Origin of the sequence: Capnocytophaga canis (assembly GCF_043187445.1) — a bacterium.
Classification (GTDB): Bacteria; Bacteroidota; Bacteroidia; order Flavobacteriales; family Flavobacteriaceae; genus Capnocytophaga; species Capnocytophaga canis.
Genome location: NZ_CP171121.1, coordinates 437732 through 456758, shown reverse-complemented (window position 1 = coordinate 456758; position 19027 = coordinate 437732). Strand labels below are relative to the sequence as shown.

Below are 19027 nucleotides of genomic sequence, written 5' to 3'. Positions count from 1 at the left end.
AGCTACAAAGATATATTATTAATTCATAAATGACAAATTTGGGAACGTTCTAAACTAACTTTAAAAGAGCGAGAGTTAAAAACTTTTCTCTATTTTTGCCGACTGAGAAGCAGTATCTTTATAAAATTCGGACGTATGATACAAATAGGGGAAACCATTATATCAGAGGATATAATTGAAAATGAGTTTGTTTGCAACTTGAACGCTTGTAAAGGGGCTTGTTGTATTGAGGGGGATGCAGGAGCTCCAATAGAGGATGAAGAATTGAAAATTTTAGAGCGTATCTACCCAGAAGTAGCTCCTTATCTAACGGAAAAGGGACGAGAATCTATTGAGAATCAAGGTGTATACATCAAAGGTGAAGATGGAGAATGGGAAACTCCTCTTATTGACAATGCCGATTGTGCTTATGTGGTTCGCAATGAAAAAGGCTGGGCATTATGTGCCATTGAACAGGCGTACAACGATGGTAAAATTGACTGGAAAAAACCAATTTCGTGTCATTTGTATCCAATTCGATTACAAAAATACACTTCGTTTACGGCGGTAAACTACAATCGTTGGCATATCTGTAGTGACGCTTGTAGTTTAGGAAAGGAGTTACAAGTTCCTGTATATAAGTTTGTTAAAAATGCACTCATCCGTAAATTCGGAGAAGCATGGTACGAAGAATTGGAACTGGTCGTAGCTCATTTGAAAAGAAAATAAAATCTACAAAAAAGCAGACCTCGCAAAGAAAGTTAGTTTTCTTGAATAGTTTAAGTCAAGAGGAAGACATTATTTCACAGCTAAAAATTCGAAATGAAAAGGATTAAAATCATTTTTTAAAACTTCAAAAAATGATTCGCCATATTCTAAGTATAGTTCCGAAAAGTTAGTAAAACGTTCCTGTAACGACCCATTTGGAAACAATTCACTTTGCAACGTTGTCAAACGCTCTAATTTTTCGGAAAGTTGTCTTTTTTGAGCTTTTAACAAGCGTTTTTCCAGATTATTTAATCCTTTCAATTGCTTAATTTCTTGTGATTTGACAGCGTTTAAAAAAGTTTTATCTGTTTTTTCTGCCAGTACATACAAATTTGCAAATTGGTTTTGTAGTGCTTTTCTTTGTTCTGAGAAATCAATTGGAAATTCGCTTAATTTTTGAACATATATGTTCTTAAGATTCTCTGATTTAAGGAATAAATCAGCAATTTTCATTTCTGCTTTTTTTATTCTATTGTGTTGTTTATCAGTTATAAAAACAGCTGAATTTCGTAACATCAGTATAGGAAAAACAATTTTTTCACTATCAAAAAAGCTTTTTAATTCCAACCAGTAAGCAATTTCGCCACCTCCTCCAATATAAGCCAAATTTGGCAATATAACCTCTTGGTACAGAGGACGCATGATCACATTAGGAGAAAAACGCTCAGGATGATTTTCGAGTTCATTAAGTAATTCTTTTTCAGTGAAGTACATTTCTGTTTCGTGGACTCCATAACCATTTTCGGTTATTACAATTCTATTACGGCCTTTTTCTGTTAGGTAAAATAAATTGATTTCACGAGGATTTACCTGTGTTGGATATATTTTATCTAATTCCTGAATTTGTATTATTGTTTTTTTAACTTCTTGATATGCAGTGTTTTTTAGTATGTCATTTCGCATAAAAGAAGCGAACGATTTCTTTAACTTTGAATCATTTCCATCGATAATCACCAAGCCGTAGTTTTCAAAAAGAGTATTCACTAAAGATCGAGTAGCAGATGCTAAATCCTTGTTTTTTAGGTAACTATTCTCAAAAAGTTGTTTTAGAAACTCAGCGTTTTTACCCACTCCCAGATTCGAAATAAAGGATGAAAATACAGCGTCTAATGTTGTTGTATCAAAATTTCCTGTCATCCCTGTTTGTGAACTATTCCAACGAAAGGTTTGCTGTTTAAAATGAAAGTGATTAATTTCCTCAAAATCATGGTCTTCGGTAGCCATCCAATAGATGGGAACAAAATGATAGTCAGGGTATTTTTTTGATAGTATTTCACATGTGTTGATGACGGAAATGATTTTATAAATGAAATACAAAGGACCTGTAAATAAACTCAATTGATGTCCAGTTGTGATAGTGAACGTGTTTCTATCCCCTAATTTAGCGATGTTTTTTTGTACTTTATCCGATGTTTTGAGAGAAGCATACTGTTCCCTTAAGGAGTTTACCAATAGCACTCGAGCTTCATCTGAAAATTGTTGCTGTTTCTCAAGAATCTGTTTTTCGAAGTTTTCCACTGATGGAAAACGGTGGTACAATGTACGTAAGGTTTCTTTTTCACTTACGTAGTCACTTATGAATGAAGAAAAAAAACGGATTTGGTCAAATGGGATACAATCAACTATCATAATAAAAACGTATATGAATGCAAAAGTAAAAAATATAATCGGTATCATAATCATTTTTGTGTTGTTTTTTACCTAGGTATAGGTGTTGTATATGCCAAAATAATTCGTATTTTTGCAACTTTGTTCCCTTTTTCATGGGATTGAATAGGATGAGGTTAGGTGTTTGGAGACGCCTTTCTCAATTTGAATTTGGATAAAAATCACACAATTTTCACTTAAAATAAAACACTTAAATATTTGAAAATAAACACGTTAATCTTTTCAAAGAAAATTATATTTGTATATAATATTTTTTTTGCTTATCTTTGGGACTCTAACATGGCTAATTATTTTATTTTCAACACTTAAAATATTATTTGTATGAAAGATCTTAACATTTACGTGGAGGAATTGCTTTACAAGCATCCTTGTGTTATAATTCCTAAATTTGGGGCTTTTATTTCTAACAGAAAGTCCGCAAAGTTGTTTGAAGATAAAACATTTTCACCCCCAAAAAGAGAGCTCACTTTTAATGCAAGTTTGAACTCTAACGATGGGTTATTGCTTAAACATATTTCAGAAACATCAGGAGTTGATTATAAATTGGTTGAAGAATATGTAAATTCCACAGTGGAGTCTTGGAAAAAGGCTTTGACCCGTGGTGAGAATCTTTCGTTAAAAAATATAGGTCTTTTTAGGCAAACCCCGGAGGGAAAAGTTTCCTTTGAGGCATTTGAAGATGTAAATTATCTCACGGATTCATTTGGTATGTCGCCTTTTGTTCCGCACGAAATTAATGAAATGTCCAATAAAAAAATCGCTGAAAATCAGGTATCTTCTACGATAGACCCTGTGGTGCCCAAACCGAGTATTGAACCTACAGTGCCAGAGAACAGAGATGAAGCTGAAGATTCAGGGCAGCAACCTGTTAAAAAAGGGAAAAAACGTTCGTTCGTTAAATATACCGCAGTTGCAGTTGTTGGTCTTATTTTGTTGACTGTTGGTGTAATCACTTTCTTTGGAGAGCCTTTGGAAAACAATGAAGAGATGATGCTTGCTGAAAATCAGATTGAAGAAAAAGTACAACAAAAATTGAGTGAAGCTACTTTAAATATTCCGATGAGTTTTTCAGCTATTCCTGTGGAAGTAACAAAAGTAGATGCTTTAAAACCAAAAGATAATGATGTTTCTCAGTCTTCTGCTTCTCAAAATGTTGCAACTTCAAAGCCGACAAACCAGAATAAGACAGAAGTAAAAACGAATAAGAAAGAGACTACTCCTGTGGCAACAACTACACCTAAGGAGACGACTAAAAAAACGAATGCTAACTCATCAGCCAAAGTAAAAAAATATCAAGTGATAGCTGGTGCTTTTAAAGAAGAGAAAAACGCAAATACCAAAGTTGCTCAATTAAAAAAATTAGGTTTTAAAAATGCTGCTGTTATTGGAATCAATGCCAAAGGATTATATCAAGTGAGTTATGCTGGATTTGACAGCATGGCAGAGGCAGAGGCTTTGAAACAACAAATCAAAGCAGAAAAAGACACTAAGAAATTGGAAGGAGGCTGGATTTTAACAAACGAATAATTTTCACATCACATAATAACTACATGCAGAAAAAAACACCTTCTCAATCGCGTACAATATTAACGGATTTAGTTCTCACAGGGGAAACTAACCACTTGAATCATATGTTTGGAGGAGAGCTTTTAGCACGAATGGACAGGGCAGCGAGTATTGCAGCTCAACGGCATTCACTTCGTCCGACGGTGACAGCTTCGGTGAACCACGTGGCTTTTAATCACAGCATTCAATTAGGTAGTGTTGTTACGGTTGAAGCGTCTATTTCAAGAGCTTTTTCCACCTCTATGGAGGTCTATATTGATGTTTGGGTTGAGGATTTTGACAATGGAACACGTCTCAAAGCCAATGAAGCTATTTACACATTTGTAGCTATTGACGATGAAGGAAGACCTACCAAGGTTCCTGAAATTCAGCCAGAGACAGAACTTGAGAAGGTTCGTTATGAAGGGGCTTTACGTCGAAGACAGCTCAGTTTGGTGCTTGCAGGAAAAATCAAGCCTCATGATGCTACAGAATTGAAAGCTTTGTTTATGGAATTAGAAAACGAATAAATCGATTTAAAGAATTAAACCGTCCATGTTGGTTTTTTTATATTTTAAAAACCGCTATGGACGGATTTTTTATAAAAAATCAAAATCAATGACCCTATCCGAAGAAAATTACTTAAAAACAATTTTCCACCTTTTTAATGAAGAGGAAGAAGAAGTGAGCACTAATGCCATAGCCGAGGTAATGAATACAAAGGCTTCTTCTGTGACTGATATGTTGAAAAAATTGGCTGATAAAAAGCTGATTAACTATAAAAAATACCAAGGAGTTACTTTGACTACAGAGGGGAGAAATAAAGCCATCTACATAGTGAGAAAGCATCGTTTGTGGGAAGTCTTTTTGGTCGAAAAATTAGATTTTTCTTGGGATGAAGTTCATGAAATTGCCGAAGAATTAGAGCATATTGAATCTGAAAAACTTATAGAACGCTTAGATGCTTTTTTAGGATTTCCAGAAAAAGATCCGCATGGTGACCCAATTCCTAACAAACACGGTTTCTATGAAAAAACAACAAAAACACTGCTTAGTGAACTTGATAAAAATGAAAAAGGAATCTGTATAGCAGTGAAAAATACTTCTAAAGATTTTCTTCGCTATTTGAGTAAAGTTTCGATTACTTTAGGCGATGAAATTGTTGTGAAAAGTAAAGAAAAGTTTGATAATTCTATGATTGTTTCAATTCATAATAAAGAGATCAACCTTTCTGCTATGGTTTGTAGGAACTTGTATGTGCAGAAAGAAAAATAAATTCAATATTACACGGGTATGAAAAAATATATTGCTATCATTTTAGGAATTCTTTTGACGGCTTGTTCATCTGAACCTAAATTTACAGAGAAAGTAATTGAGCATACTAATGAAAATTGTATGGATAATTGCCTTTCTGTTACTATAAATTATTTAGTTTGTAAGAAACCAACAGCCTTTGCTGACTTTTTCAACCGTGAAATTGAGGAACAGGTAATTAACTTTCTATTGAGCAATCAGATAGATTCTTTGGCGACTAATGTTTCGTCAGTTTCTGAAGCTGTAAAGCTTTTTGTCGATGACTATAATAAATTACATGAACATTTTCCTGATATTCCTGCTTTTGAATTGAACTTGAGCGATAGTATTTCCTTTCAGAATAAAAAAATCATTTCTTTGGTTTCGGATAGATATGCCTATACTGGAGGAGCTCATGAGCTTTTGACAACTATTTTTTTGAATTTTGATATCGAAACAAAAACACTTATTGCCAATGAAAATTTATTTTCAGATATTGAAAAAGTATCTGAAATTGCTGAAATACACTTCAATGAACAGCGAAAAATCGTTTCTGCCACCAATCCAACTGAAAATGATTTTTGGTTTGATGATAATAAATTTACTTTTCCCGAGAATATTGGCTTTACGAAAGAATATTTAATTTTGCTTTATAATCCCTATGAAATAGCTTCGTACGTTAATGGAGCATTTCAGGTCAAAATACCAATAGAGGAGGTTAAACCTTATCTTAATATTGGAGATTTATAGTTTGTTTGAGTCTAAAAAATCGGTATAGATCATACATCCAAGTTTCATTTTTTCCTACTGTGAAGAGTGTAGCTTGGATTTGTTGTTCATAAAAGTTTAATAAGAAAAGTGTATGAGCAACCTTTTGCAGTTCAAGGTCTATATTCCTATAAACTTCATCTATTTGTCAAGTATAAAAATACACTTTAATAATTTAAAATAAATCTAAATAAATTTTGCAATCTCAAAAAAAACTATTATATTTGCCTCGTTGTTAGTAGTTGTTATTTGCAAAGGGAATTAATTTAGTAGTGTTTTTTATATTTCATTTGCAGTTCAAATTATGTAAAGAAGTTTGCAAATTATTTCTTTCATAAGTGAATAGTTAGTTTTAAGCGGAAAGTCTGTCATAATTGGCAGACTTTTTTGTTTTGGAGAGATTGATTGAGTAGTTAAAGTAGAGAAGTATTTATTTGATTTTCAGTAGTAATTTGGGTATTTCAGTTTTATGTATCATCTAAATTTTATCCAATAAAAAACTATCCAAAATGCTTTTTACTTTTGATAAGAATATTTATAAAACACTCAAAATCAATTCGTAAAACATTTTTGGATAGTTCAATAAAGCTAAAATAAAGAATTACTTCACATTAAAAGCTTTTTCTTGTGGGAAATACGCTACCAATCCTAATTCTTCTTCAATACGAATCAATTGGTTGTATTTTGCCATACGGTCAGAACGTGAAGCTGAGCCTGTTTTGATTTGTCCTGTATTCAATGCAACAGCCAAATCGGCGATAGTATTGTCTTCAGTTTCTCCTGAACGGTGTGACATTACCGAAGTGTAACCTGCTCTGTGAGCCATTTCCACAGCTGCAATCGTTTCAGAAAGTGTACCAATTTGGTTTACTTTGATAAGAATAGAGTTAGCAACACCTTTTTCAATACCTCTCTCAAGGATAGAAACGTTTGTTACAAACAAATCATCTCCAACTAATTGTACTTTGTGTCCGATTTTTTCGGTAAGCATTTTCCAACCTTCCCAGTCGTTTTGGTCCATACCATCTTCGATTGAGATAATTGGATATTTTTCAACCAATTCAGCTAAGTAATCAACTTGTTCTTGTCTTGTACGAACTTTTCCAGAAGCTCCTTCAAATTTAGAATAATCGTATTTTCCGTCAGCGTAGAACTCTGATGAAGCACAATCCAAAGCGATTTTAATTTCTTCGCCCCATTTGTAACCTGCATTTTCTACTGCTTTTTTGATAGAATCTAACGCGTCTTCTGTTCCTTCGAAAGTTGGAGCAAAACCTCCTTCGTCACCCACAGCAGTGCTTAATCCTCTGTCGTGCAATACTTTTTTCAAGTTATGGAAAACTTCTGCTCCCATTTGGATAGCTTGAGAGAAGTTTTTTGCTTTTACAGGCATAATCATAAACTCTTGGAAAGCAATCGGAGCATCAGAGTGAGAACCTCCATTGATGATGTTCATCATAGGAACAGGCAATGTGTGTGCACTAACTCCACCTACATAACGATACAAAGGCAAATCCAATTCAGCAGCAGCAGCTTTTGCAACAGCCAAAGAAACACCTAAGATTGCATTAGCACCTAATTTTGATTTGTTTGGTGTTCCATCAAGTTCAATCATTGTTCTGTCGATAAGATTTTGCTCGAAAACACTCATTCCAATAATTTCCTCAGCAATGATTTCGTTAACGTTGGCAACGGCTTTTAATACACCTTTACCCATATAATCTTTCCCTCCGTCACGAAGCTCAACTGCTTCATATTCACCAGTTGAAGCTCCTGAAGGAACAGCTGCTCTTCCAAGATGTCCGTTTTCTGTTATAACATCAACTTCTACTGTTGGATTTCCTCTTGAATCCAAAATTTGTCGTGCGTGTACGCCTACAATAATACTCATATTTTCTATTATTTTAATTAAAATTTCTTTTTATCAATTAACAATTTTAAACCAAGAACGATTTAACTAAAATCGTTCATTGCAAAATACTTATCCGCTAATTATTTTTCATCATTTCCGCAAATTGATCAAACAGATAAGTAGCATCGTTTGGTCCTGGTCCAGCTTCAGGGTGATACTGAACACTGAAACATTTTTTACCTTTAATACGAATTCCCATAATGGTATCATCGTTGAGGTGAACGTGCGTAATTTCAATATTTTTATTAGCTTCTGCTTGTTTTCTGTCTACCGCAAAACCATGATTTTGAGAGGTTATTTCCCCTTTTCCTGTAAGTAAGTTTTTTACAGGGTGATTAATTCCTCTGTGTCCGTTATGCATTTTGAATGTGGGAACGTCATTTGCCAAAGCAATGATTTGATGTCCTAAGCAAATCCCGAACAAAGGCAAATCCTCTGCTATCATTTGCTTCACTTTTGCAATAACTTCTGTTAGTGGTTCAGGGTCTCCTGGTCCGTTTGATAGAAAATATCCATCAGGATTCCATTTCTTTAACTCTTCCAGAGGAGTGTCATACGGAAAAACCTTTATGTACATATCGCGTTTTGCCATATTTCTCAAAATATTTTTCTTGATTCCAAAGTCAAGAGCGGCAACCTTGTACGTAGCGTTCTCATTGCCAAAAAAATAAGGTTCAGTAACTGACACTTTCGAAGCCAATTCTAAACCTTTCATATCAGGAATTTGTTTTAATTTTTCTTTAAGAAACTCTAAATCATCGGTTTGAGTTGAAATAACGGCGTTCATTGAACCATTATCACGAATGTGAGCTACTAATGCACGAGTGTCTACATCGCAAATGGCTACTAAGTTGGTTTTATCGAAAAAATCTTTCAATGAACCAGAAGCACTTGGTCTGGAGTGATCATAGCTAAAATTACGACAAACCAAGCCCGTAATTTTGATGCCATCGGACTCATTTTCGTCCTCATTAATTCCGTAGTTTCCAATATGGGCGTTGGCTGTTACCATGATCTGCCCAAAGTAGGAGGGATCTGTAAAAATTTCTTGATAGCCTGTCATTCCCGTGTTGAAGCATACTTCTCCAAAAACAGTACCGTCGTTTCCTACGCTTTTTCCGTAGAAAGCGGTGCCATCAGCAAGTAAAATAACCGCTTTTTTCTTTTCTTGATATTTCATTAAAAGTTCTTTTTTGGTTTTAATTTCCAAAGGACAAAGGTACAAAAACCAGAAGAAAGAAACAAATTTTTTATGGCCATATTCTGTGTTAAAAAAAAGAAAAATTGATTGAGACAAACTAGGATAAATCAAGTTATTATCAAACCAAATTGGCTGATAATTAAAAGAAGATATAACAAATTTTAAACTAAAATTCTGTAATCAAAGTGTACCTGTTTCGGATATTTTGCAATTTCATCCGTAGTATTTGGGATAAATAAACTCTTTCTTTTAACAAAGTTTATTTTCGGCGAAAAAATAAATGAGGAAATAATTTTTCAGGTTCTTTTTTGTGCAAAAATAATTTTGTAGTAGCTCTGAAAAACCCAAATCCATAGCTAAAAAACTGTACTAAAATCGCCCATATAGTCAAAAATCCAATTTTTGTGCTTTTGTTTTCCCTTGAACTGTGAAGCAGAACTATGATGAAATAACTACAGTAGATGTATAATCCTTCCAATCTGCCTATGAAAGCAACTGATAAAGAGAAGATTAATCCTGTTGAAAATAGAAAAGGTAACCAAAAAGTTATTTTCTTCGTTTGTGGATACCAATGATTTAAAATAGCTCGTGTTTGTCCGAATTTGCAGACTTGCTCTTTGAATTTTTTCCACGAAATACGACGTTTGTGATAGACAAACGCTTCTTCAATAAATGCCGTTTGATACCCTTTTTGCCATAATCGAATTACTAAATCAGGATCTTCTCCAGGATGTATTCTTCCAAAACCCCCACTACTTTCAAAAGCCTTGCGTGAAAGCCCCATATTGAAACTTCGGGGTTGGAATTTCCCTATTCCATTTTTATTGCCACGAATGCCTCCCGTGGTGAGTAAAGAGGTCATGGCATAATTGATTGCTTTTTGAATGTCCGTAAAGCTTTCACCAGCAGCATCGGCGCCACCAAAGCAATCTACATACTGTCTTTTCAGAAAATCATCTACGGATTCTAAATAATGTTCGGGTAGTAGGCAATCGGAATCTAAAATTATAAAATAGTCATAATGAGCTTTTTGCATACCATAGTTACGAGAATCTCCAGGGCCAGAATTGGGCTTATACAAGTAGGTAATATGCAGCCTATCTGCATATTTATCACAAATCTCCTTGGATTGAAGGGTTGAACCATCTTCGATGACTACGACCTCGAAATCCCCTTCAAAAGATTGATTTGCAATAGTTTCTAATAATTCATCGACTTCAATAGGGCGATTGTAAACAGGTATTATAAATGAATAACTCATGTTCTGACACTTTTTTTAAATACTCATGGGGTAGACTCTACTATCCAAATGATGTGCTTTTCGGTGGTTGATGTAGATTATATTATTTTATTTATCTCTGTAAATCAGATATTTATTTCTTGTTTCTTTGAATTTAGCCAAATCCTTTTGCCATGTTTCACGAATTTCGGTTTCGCTTTTTCCTTGGATAATTTGTTCCTTAAGTTTCTTATTTCCTGCGAGTTTGTTGAAAAAGTTATTAAAAAAATCTATTTTCACGCCTTTCGATTGCTCAAACGCTTTTTGTAACCAAGACAAATTCAAGGCTGACATTCGTGGATGATTGGTTAAATTTTCCCCATAACACACTTTTCCTTTGAATTTAGGATTTTTATCTCCCAGATTTGGTTGTGGTGTAAACTGAAAGTTAGTTTTCTCTAAATAAGGAGATCCATAAATTTGAAATTGAGATGAAGTTCCTCGTCCCATGCTTACATTTGTACCTTCGAAGAAACACAAACTTGGATATAAATTTATGGCAACATCGTTAGGTAGATTTGGCGAAGGTCTTACGGGTAAACTATATGGGGTTTGGTGTGTATAATTAGATAAAGGAATTACTTTTAAATTTGCAACTATTTGATTTTTAAGCCATTTTTCTCCATTTATCATTTGTGCATATTCTCCAATGGTCATTCCGTAGACTACAGGAACTGGGTGCATACCTACAAAACTATGTTGTTCCATTTCTAGAACAGGCCCATCAATATAGTGTGCGTTAGGGTTTGGTCGATCCAGTACGATTACAGGAATATTTAGTTCGGCACAAGCCTCCATCACGTAGTGTAGAGTTGAAATATACGTGTAGAATCGGACACCTACATCTTGCAAATCAAATAAAATTACATCAATATTTTTCAGGTGTTCAGGAGAAGGTTTTTTATTTTTTCCGTAGAGTGAAATGATGGGAATACCCGTTTTTGAGTCTTTACCATCTTTGACGATTTCTCCGGCATCGGCTTCACCACGAAATCCGTGTTCAGGGACATATATTTTGTGGATGTCTATTTTGCGACTGATTAGCGAATCGACCAGGTGAGTGTATTCTCCTTTTTTGTTTTTGATGATTCCTGTTTGGTTCGTTACAATACCAATTTTTTTATTTTGTAAGTCGTTTATATATAGCCATATACGGTTACTTGCCAATACAATTTCTTTTTCAGAAATTCCGTTACTTGTGTTTTTTTGGCTATAATTTTTACAAGAAGTGATTAAAAATAGCAAAAAAAACGTATTTTTGACCATTCTTAAAATAAACAGACCATTGAATTTTCCCTTTTTCATAGCGAAACGAATTATATTTTCAAAATCGGGTAAAAGTACGATTTCTTCTCCAATTATCAAAATGGCGATTACGGCAATTGCCTTAGGAATGGTTATGATGTTGATTGCTATTGCCACAGGAGGTGGGTTGCAACGAAAAATACGTGAAAAAATTGTTACTTTTCAAGGGCATATCCAAATTTATAATTATGACAATAATGCTTCAGAAGTATCAATAAAACCAATTTCAATCCATCAAGACTTTTATCCTCAATTTACCGAAATACCCTCAATTGTGCATTTACAAGCAGTAGCTACAAAAGGAGGAATTATCCGAACGGAAACCACTTATGAAGCTATTTTAGCAAAAGGAGTAGGGGAGGATTACCATTGGGAGGTTATGTATGAGTTCCTCAAAGAGGGGCGTATTCCCGATTTCACGACGGATGAAATCAGTAACGAGATTCTTATTTCGGAATATTTGGCTAATCGTTTGCAACTTCGTTTGGGAGACCATTGCCATACTATTTTTCTTAAAGACGAAACCTCACAAGTCCCAAATCAACGAAACTTTAAAATTGTAGGTATCTATAATAGTGGTTTTCAGGAGTTTGATGCTTCTTATGTTTTTGTTGATATTCGCCAAATTCAACGCATCAATCAATGGAAAAAGGATGAAGTTGGGATGTTTGAAGTTTTTGTTGATGACTTTGATAAGATAGAGTCAGTCGGTGATCAGGTGTATGATAAAACTATGGCGACACTTGATTCGCAGACTATTATGCAGAAATATCCATTTATTTTTGAATGGTTGGGGATGTTTGATTTTAATATTTATCTCATCATAGGAATTATGATAGTCGTGGGAGGTTTTAATATGATTACTGCCATTTTAGTGCTTATTTTGGAGAAAACTCCCATGATTGGCATATTAAAAAGTTTAGGCACTTCCGACCGTAGTATACGCAGTATATTTTTGTATAATGCAGCCTACATCATCACACAAGGATTGTTTTGGGGAAATATTCTCGGGTTTTTATTACTGTTTTTACAACAAAAATACAGTATTATCAAATTAGATCCAGCTACTTATTACGTTACTGAAGTGCCTATTCACATTGATGTTTTCTCTGTTATTTTCCTTAATATTGGGGTATTGATACTGTGTCTATTGATGCTTTTAGTGCCTACTTATGTCGTTACAAAAATATCACCAACCAAATCGATGAAGTTTTCGTAAAAAGTTTTGTATATTTGCAGAAGGTTAAAGTTCTGAATATAATAAACTAAATAATTCATATAGCTCACAATATGGATATCATGCAATTTTTTTTCAAATTGAAATTTGATGGATATTTAGTGAAGCATTTGGGCAAAAGAGCCATATTTCACGGCTGAGATTTATATGTTCTGTTTTTAAGCAACAAGCAGAAATTTTTTTCATGTCAGTGTAAGTGATTGAAAAACAATAAATAAAAACAAAATTATGAAATATATATTATTTTTACTTGTATCATTTTTCGTAGCTTGTAGTACACAAAATGTACCTTTACCTGAAAAAGAGGAAAATACAGAGATTCCTGAAGAAGACCCAAATTTTCAAAATGTTAAATTCAATATTCCTAAGGAATTACAGGCGTACTATAAGAATATTGATTTTTCAAAAAAAAGCTCAGATTTATACAACGATTTGGCTACTTTGACCATTGAAAAGCACGAAAATATTTTACAGTATTACGACAGACATAAATATTTATACCAAGCCGATAAGTCGGAAAATGACCCTCAAAAAGTGGTGTTGCTTTACACAGGAGAAATTCGTTTTTGGAAAGAATATGAAGGAAATAAAGGATACAAACCTCAGACGTTCAATACTGAACACGTTTATCCACGTTCAAAATTAGGATTGGTGGCCATCGCCGATTTACATCACTTACGGGTGTGCGACTCGCGAGTGAACACACTTCGGGGCAATTATCCATTTACGGAAGGTAGTGGCTCAGCAAGATTAATCAATGGCAGTTGGTATCCAGGAGATGAATGGAAAGGTGATGTAGCTCGAATGATTCTGTACCTTAATTTGCGATATAACGAAAGTCTTGGCAAGGATATTTCAACTGGAGGGGTTGATTTACTACTGAAATGGAATGCTGAAGACCCCGTTTCAACCATTGAAAAGAATCGCAATAACGTTATTGAACAAGCTCAAGGAAATCGTAATCCTTTCATAGACAATCCTTTTTTAGCTACCCTATTATGGGGAAAATACAAGGCTGAAAATAGATGGAAATAATTCAAGGGTTTACTTTTTTGCATACAGCTCTTGCCATAAAATTTCGGCTCTGTTCAGAGTTACCCCTTGTTAAATCTTTCATTGATGAAAATACAGATGATTCTGAAAAAACAATTTTGTAAATTCTAGTATAAAAATAAACATGAAAAATATTCCGTTTTACACCAAAAAAGGCTCAGGAAAACCATTGATGTTACTCCACGGATTTTTAGAAAGTAGTGAAATTTGGGAACATTTTGCAGAAATCCTACAGTCCGATTTTTGTGTCATTACCACTGATTTGTTAGGACATGGGAAAACTCCTGTCGAAGCAGAAATTCACACTATGGAAATGATGGCAGAGGCTGTAAATCGTATTCTAGAAATCGAAAAAATAGATACTTGTTTGTTTGTAGGGCATTCCATGGGAGGATATGTATCACTCGCTTTTGCAGAGAAATATCCCGAGAAAGTTAATGGATTAATTTTGATGAACTCAACAACGGTCGCTGATTCGGAAGAAAAAAAAGCAAACCGACTTCGAGTCTTGGAAGTTATTGATAAAGATAAATCGTTTTTCATACGTACGGCGGTAAATAACTTGTTTAGTTCAGAAAATCGTATCAAGATGAAGCAAAAAGTGGACAAGGTTATCAAAATTGCGATGGAAATTCCTAACGAGGGAATCAAAGCAGCTTCTTTGGGAATGAAAGATAGACCCGACCGAACACATATTTTTGAAGGATTACAGGTGCCTAAACATATCATAATTGGTGAAAATGACGAACTGATTCCCGCAGAGAATTTAGTAGAACTGGCTCAAAAAACAAAAGCGTCATATAGTCGTTTGATTGGGGGACATATGTCGTACATTGAGAATGAAACTGAAACTGTGGATATTATCAAAAGAATAGGCTATGAGATATAGTTTTCTGAGTATGCTCTGCATTTTTATTGTTTTGGGGTGTAACGACAGACCTCAAAAGGCAAATAATTCGTTGGAGAGTGTTGAAAATAATAAAGAGGTCACGGAAGAGAACTTAGTTAAAGAGGACAAATCAGAAAAGGAACAAGAAATATTTGAACCGTTGACCACCCAAAGTGCAATTCCTTTTTTGTTCGAATATGAAAAGAAACACAAAGAGCGTTACGTTCGTATTATTACTGACTACGGGAATATTGATATTGAGTTGTTTGTAGAAACACCATATCACCGAGCAAATTTCATTTTGTTGACCAAGGAAAAATATTTCGATGGTTCAGTTTTCCATCGCGTGGTAAAAAATTTTGTGATTCAAGGAGGGAATTCGGATAGTTGGGCTATCCATAAAAAACGACATCGGATAGGACAGTATTTATTGCCTCCCGACACTAAAAAAGGTTTTAAACATCACAGAGGAGTGGTTTCGATGCCAAGCAGTGACATTGAAAATCCGCACAAATTCGCGTCGCCTTATGAATTTTTTATTGTGGTTCAAGATCCAGGTGCTTACCATTTGGATGGTGGGTACACAGCTTTTGGTAAAGTCATTCAGGGGATGGACGTAGTCGATAAAATAAGTCAAGTCGAAACCGATGATCAGAGCGAATGGCCAAAACGAGATGTTAAAATGAAAGTCGAAATTTTGAAGTAATTAAATTTCATAACAATATCTTAACACATAGTTTGGTTGATTTTGTACCTTTGCACAACTTTTTTTAAAAAAAACATGATAATGAAAAAAATAATCCTTTTTTTAGCACTATTGGTCGGAACAGGAGTCTTTGCACAAAAGCATAAAGACGAAAAAAACATCTATACAGATTTTTTACCTTACTATAATTTTGGAAAAGGATTAGGAATTACGGCACCCGATAGCATTTTTCAATTGAATATCCGTTTTCGTATGAAAAACAGATTAGAGGTTACGGAGGATACCTATTCAGCGAAAGTGCGTCGTTTACGTTTGCGTTTTGATGGTTATGTTGGAGATCCTAAATTTACGTATGCTATTCAATTGGCATTTGCTCCCGAAGATATTGGAACAACCCGAGATGGTGAAAATTTAAATATTATCCGTGATGCGATTGTGTTTTATAAACCCAATGATCAGTGGTCGTTCGGTTTTGGGCAAACCAAGCTTCCGGGAAATAGACAGCGCATTAACTCGTCAGGAGCGTTGAATTTAACAGACCGTTCTATTAATAATCAGGCGTACAATATCGATCGTGATTTCGGACTACAGGCAGTATATTCAAAGCAGAAAGAAAACGCCTTTGGGTATAATATTAAAGCAGCGCTAACAACTGGAGAAGGTCGTAATTCCACAACAAAAACCAAAGGATTGGCTTACACAGGACGTATCGAATTTTATCCTTTGGGGAAATTTAAAAAAGGAGGAGAGTTTTTTGAGGGTGATTTGCAGCGAGAAGAAAAGCCTAAGCTATATTTTGGAGGTACCTATCACTATAATGAGAAGGCGACACTTAGTCGAGGGCAGCACGGTACCAAGTTGTTACAACAACGTGATTTACAGTCTTTTTTCTTAGATTTTGTATGCAAATATAACGGTTGGTCGTTCACCTCGGCCTATATGAGCCGTACGGCTGACAATCCTATAGTTGATGCTGCAAAGGCCAATTTTGTGCAAGTAGGTAACGGGTATGACACCCAATTGAGTTACGTATTTCCTCAGAAATGGGAAATTATAGGGCGTTTTTCTCGTAATAATTCTCACAGTGATCTGTATGCTTTCGTTCCTAAACAAAATCAGTTTTCTTTAGGAATTACAAAGTATATTTGGGAACATGCTTTCAAAATGCAATTTGAAATCAGTAAAAATGATTATATTCAATCACCTAAAAAAGATGATTGGTATGCTCGTTTCCAAATAGAGATTGGTATATAACCAAAAAAATCAGATATACAACACAAAATTATCCCAAAAATATTTCAATGGATACAAAATGATACGAGTATAAGTTTACGGGCTTATACTCGTTTTGTTCCTAAAATTTCGAATACTTTCGCTTGTTAAGTGCTAAATTTTGAATCTGAGTGAAACTAAAACACAAGTGATAAAATAACCTTATTACTATCTGATGAAACAACCACTTCCTATCATAACTGATACTCACACACACCTTTATAGCAAAGTCTTTGATGAGGATAGAGATCAAATGATGCAACGAGCCATGGCATTGGGTGTGACGCGATTTTTTATCCCAGCTATTGATTCTTCACACACCGAGAGTATGTTTGCTTTGAAACGAGCGTACCCTGATAATGTATTCTTAATGAATGGCTTACATCCTTGTGATGTGAAAGAAAACTACTTGGAAGAGCTGGATCATGTTGAGAAACTGATGACAGAACACTCTTTCTGTGCCATAGGTGAAACGGGTATCGACCTCTATTGGGACAAGACTTTTTTTAAGGAACAGCAAGAAGCCTTTCGTAGGCAAATAGGCTTGGCTAAAAAGCATAAATTGCCGATTGTTATTCATTGTCGTGAGGCATTTGACGAAATTTTCGAAATTTTGGATTCAGAAAAAGACGACCGTTTGTTCGGAATATTTCACTGTTTTTCGGGTAATGAGCAACAGGCAAAACAAGCCATAAGCTACAATCTAAAACTCGGAATAGGAGGCGTAGTAACTTTTAAAAACGGAAAAATAGATACTTTTCTCAAAAATATAGATTTGGAGCATATCGTTTTAGAAACGGATTCTCCTTATTTAGCACCTGTTCCCTATCGAGGGAAACGAAACGAAAGTGCTTATATTACAGAAGTTTTGAAAAAAATTTCAAGTATTTACGGGATGTCTGAGAACGAAGTAGCTGATATCACCACAAAAAATTCTATAAAAGTTTTTGGTTTTTAGCATTGTTTTATGATTTTTTTTTCGTTACTTTGCTTTTCGATATGCAACAAAATACGATAGTGGATTATTTTAAATCAATACGACCCTACTACGATAAGGAGGTCTCGGAGGTTTTGCAAAAAGTCAAAGACCACTCCAAAGTACAGGCTATGTTAGCCTACGGTTTTCCAGATCTTTCTGTTGAAGAAAGAGTAGGAAAACTTTTGTCGTGTGAGTCGATTTTTGATTTTCAGAATAAAATCATGTATGGAGTTGTCAAGAAAGCAATGGAGAAAAGTATTGCTCAGTTCACCTATGAAGGATTTGATAAACTTACAAAGGAAAAGTCGTACCTTTTTATTTCAAATCATAGGGATATTATTTTGGACACTTCGTTGCTTAACGTTACGTTACATGATCATAATTTAAAAATGACGGCTTCGGCTATAGGGAATAATTTAATTCAAAAGAAATTTTTGAAAATCCTCTCTATGCTGAATCGTAATTTTATAATTTACAGGAATTTGCCTCCAAGGGAATCCTTGGAACATTCAAAAGTCGTTTCGGAATACATACATTATTGTATAACGAAGGACAATCGTTCTGTTTGGATTGCTCAACGTGAAGGACGCACTAAAAACGGAGACGACCGTACTCAGCAGGGAGTGCTGAAAATGCTTTCATTAGCAACCCCCGAGGGAATGTCGCAGGTACAGTATTTAAAGACACTCAACATAGTTCCGATGTCCATTTCGTACGAATTTGACCCTACGGATATGATGAAAATCCCCGCTCTAATGGCGCAACATTATGGTGTTGAATATGTTAAATCAAAGAAAGAAGATTTTGAGAACATATTACAAGGATTGATAGGACAGAAAGGACGTGTGCATATTTCGGTAGGAAAGCCACTCAACGGAGAACTTGACAAAATAGAAAAAGAACATGCTCATGTTAATAAGCAGTTACAGGCAATGGCAGAAACTTTGGATAGATCCATTCATTTGCAGTACAAACTGTTTCCTGCTAATTATATTGCCTATGACTTATTGAATAGTACAGATACTTACAAGGATTTTTATACCGAAAAGGAGCTGCGTCAATTTGAACGAAGAATACACAATCGTAGCAAATCTGATGATGTTCTTTCTCAAGAAAAATTTTTGGAGATGTACGCCAATCCCGTTAAAAATAAAATGAGCCAACATGTTTGAT

Annotated in this window: 17 protein-coding genes; 12 read left to right on the top strand and 5 right to left on the bottom strand. The window is 34.7% G+C overall.

Annotated elements, in window-relative coordinates:
* Positions 1–135 precede the first annotated feature (135 nt).
* On the top strand, positions 136–708 hold the full coding sequence (locus tag ACF3OB_RS02155; protein ID WP_042009493.1) for a DUF3109 family protein: 573 nt from the start codon (positions 136–138) through the stop codon (positions 706–708).
* 69 nt (positions 709–777) lie between these two features.
* Here ACF3OB_RS02155 and bshC read toward each other — a convergent pair whose 3' ends face one another.
* Positions 778–2376 (bottom strand): bacillithiol biosynthesis cysteine-adding enzyme BshC, encoded by a 1599-nt coding sequence (gene bshC / locus ACF3OB_RS02150; protein ID WP_095894282.1) that lies wholly within the window; start codon positions 2374–2376, stop codon positions 778–780.
* A gap of 360 nt (positions 2377–2736) precedes the next feature.
* On the opposite strand from bshC, the gene ACF3OB_RS02145 reads away from it, so the two are divergent.
* The 4 genes from ACF3OB_RS02145 (at position 2737) to ACF3OB_RS02130 (ending at position 6003) form a co-directional block, all read left to right on the top strand.
* Positions 2737–3942, top strand: a complete 1206-nt coding sequence (locus tag ACF3OB_RS02145) for an SPOR domain-containing protein (protein ID WP_392448140.1) — start codon at positions 2737–2739, stop codon at positions 3940–3942.
* Positions 3943–3965: 23 nt separating this feature from the next.
* A complete protein-coding gene (locus tag ACF3OB_RS02140; protein WP_042343976.1) occupies positions 3966–4490 on the top strand; it encodes an acyl-CoA thioesterase in 525 nt (174 codons plus the stop codon).
* A gap of 88 nt (positions 4491–4578) precedes the next feature.
* Positions 4579–5235 (top strand): metal-dependent transcriptional regulator, encoded by a 657-nt coding sequence (locus ACF3OB_RS02135; RefSeq protein WP_095912751.1) that lies wholly within the window; start codon positions 4579–4581, stop codon positions 5233–5235.
* An 18-nt stretch (positions 5236–5253) separates the two neighbouring features.
* Positions 5254–6003 (top strand): DUF3298 and DUF4163 domain-containing protein, encoded by a 750-nt coding sequence (locus ACF3OB_RS02130; protein WP_042343977.1) that lies wholly within the window; start codon positions 5254–5256, stop codon positions 6001–6003.
* Positions 6004–6622: 619 nt separating this feature from the next.
* On the opposite strand, the gene eno is transcribed toward ACF3OB_RS02130, so the two are convergent.
* The 4 genes from eno to ACF3OB_RS02110 form a co-directional block, all read right to left on the bottom strand.
* Positions 6623–7912 (bottom strand): phosphopyruvate hydratase, encoded by a 1290-nt coding sequence (gene eno, locus ACF3OB_RS02125; protein ID WP_041994254.1) that lies wholly within the window; start codon positions 7910–7912, stop codon positions 6623–6625.
* Positions 7913–8009: 97 nt separating this feature from the next.
* Complete coding sequence (gene carA / locus ACF3OB_RS02120; protein WP_392448138.1) at positions 8010–9113, bottom strand: glutamine-hydrolyzing carbamoyl-phosphate synthase small subunit; 1104 nt, start codon at positions 9111–9113, stop codon at positions 8010–8012.
* 280 nt (positions 9114–9393) lie between these two features.
* Entirely contained in the window at positions 9394–10395 is a 1002-nt protein-coding gene (locus ACF3OB_RS02115; RefSeq protein WP_392448137.1) for a glycosyltransferase, read from the bottom strand.
* A gap of 87 nt (positions 10396–10482) precedes the next feature.
* Complete coding sequence (locus ACF3OB_RS02110) at positions 10483–11796, bottom strand: exo-beta-N-acetylmuramidase NamZ domain-containing protein (protein ID WP_232751859.1); 1314 nt, start codon at positions 11794–11796, stop codon at positions 10483–10485.
* Between ACF3OB_RS02110 and ACF3OB_RS02105 the strand changes: the two genes are divergently transcribed.
* The 7 genes from ACF3OB_RS02105 (at position 11780) to ACF3OB_RS02075 (ending at position 19026) form a co-directional block, all read left to right on the top strand.
* Positions 11780–12937, top strand: coding sequence for an FtsX-like permease family protein (locus ACF3OB_RS02105; RefSeq protein ID WP_042009528.1), 1158 nt, complete (start codon positions 11780–11782; stop codon positions 12935–12937). The genes ACF3OB_RS02110 and ACF3OB_RS02105 overlap by 17 nt on opposite strands.
* 246 nt (positions 12938–13183) lie before the next feature.
* Positions 13184–13990 (top strand): endonuclease I family protein, encoded by an 807-nt coding sequence (locus tag ACF3OB_RS02100; protein ID WP_172919328.1) that lies wholly within the window; start codon positions 13184–13186, stop codon positions 13988–13990.
* Positions 13991–14132: 142 nt separating this feature from the next.
* Positions 14133–14897 (top strand): alpha/beta fold hydrolase, encoded by a 765-nt coding sequence (locus ACF3OB_RS02095; RefSeq protein WP_042347335.1) that lies wholly within the window; start codon positions 14133–14135, stop codon positions 14895–14897.
* A complete protein-coding gene (locus tag ACF3OB_RS02090; RefSeq protein ID WP_392448134.1) occupies positions 14887–15603 on the top strand; it encodes a peptidylprolyl isomerase in 717 nt (238 codons plus the stop codon). Before ACF3OB_RS02095 ends, ACF3OB_RS02090 begins: the two co-directional genes overlap by 11 nt.
* An 81-nt stretch (positions 15604–15684) precedes the next feature.
* On the top strand, positions 15685–16857 hold the full coding sequence (locus ACF3OB_RS02085; RefSeq protein WP_095894288.1) for a porin: 1173 nt from the start codon (positions 15685–15687) through the stop codon (positions 16855–16857).
* A 214-nt stretch (positions 16858–17071) separates the two neighbouring features.
* Positions 17072–17833, top strand: coding sequence for a TatD family hydrolase (locus ACF3OB_RS02080; protein ID WP_212896256.1), 762 nt, complete (start codon positions 17072–17074; stop codon positions 17831–17833).
* Between the two features lie 56 nt (positions 17834–17889).
* Positions 17890–19026, top strand: coding sequence for a 1-acyl-sn-glycerol-3-phosphate acyltransferase (locus ACF3OB_RS02075; RefSeq protein WP_392448742.1), 1137 nt, complete (start codon positions 17890–17892; stop codon positions 19024–19026).
* Position 19027 lies beyond the last annotated feature (1 nt).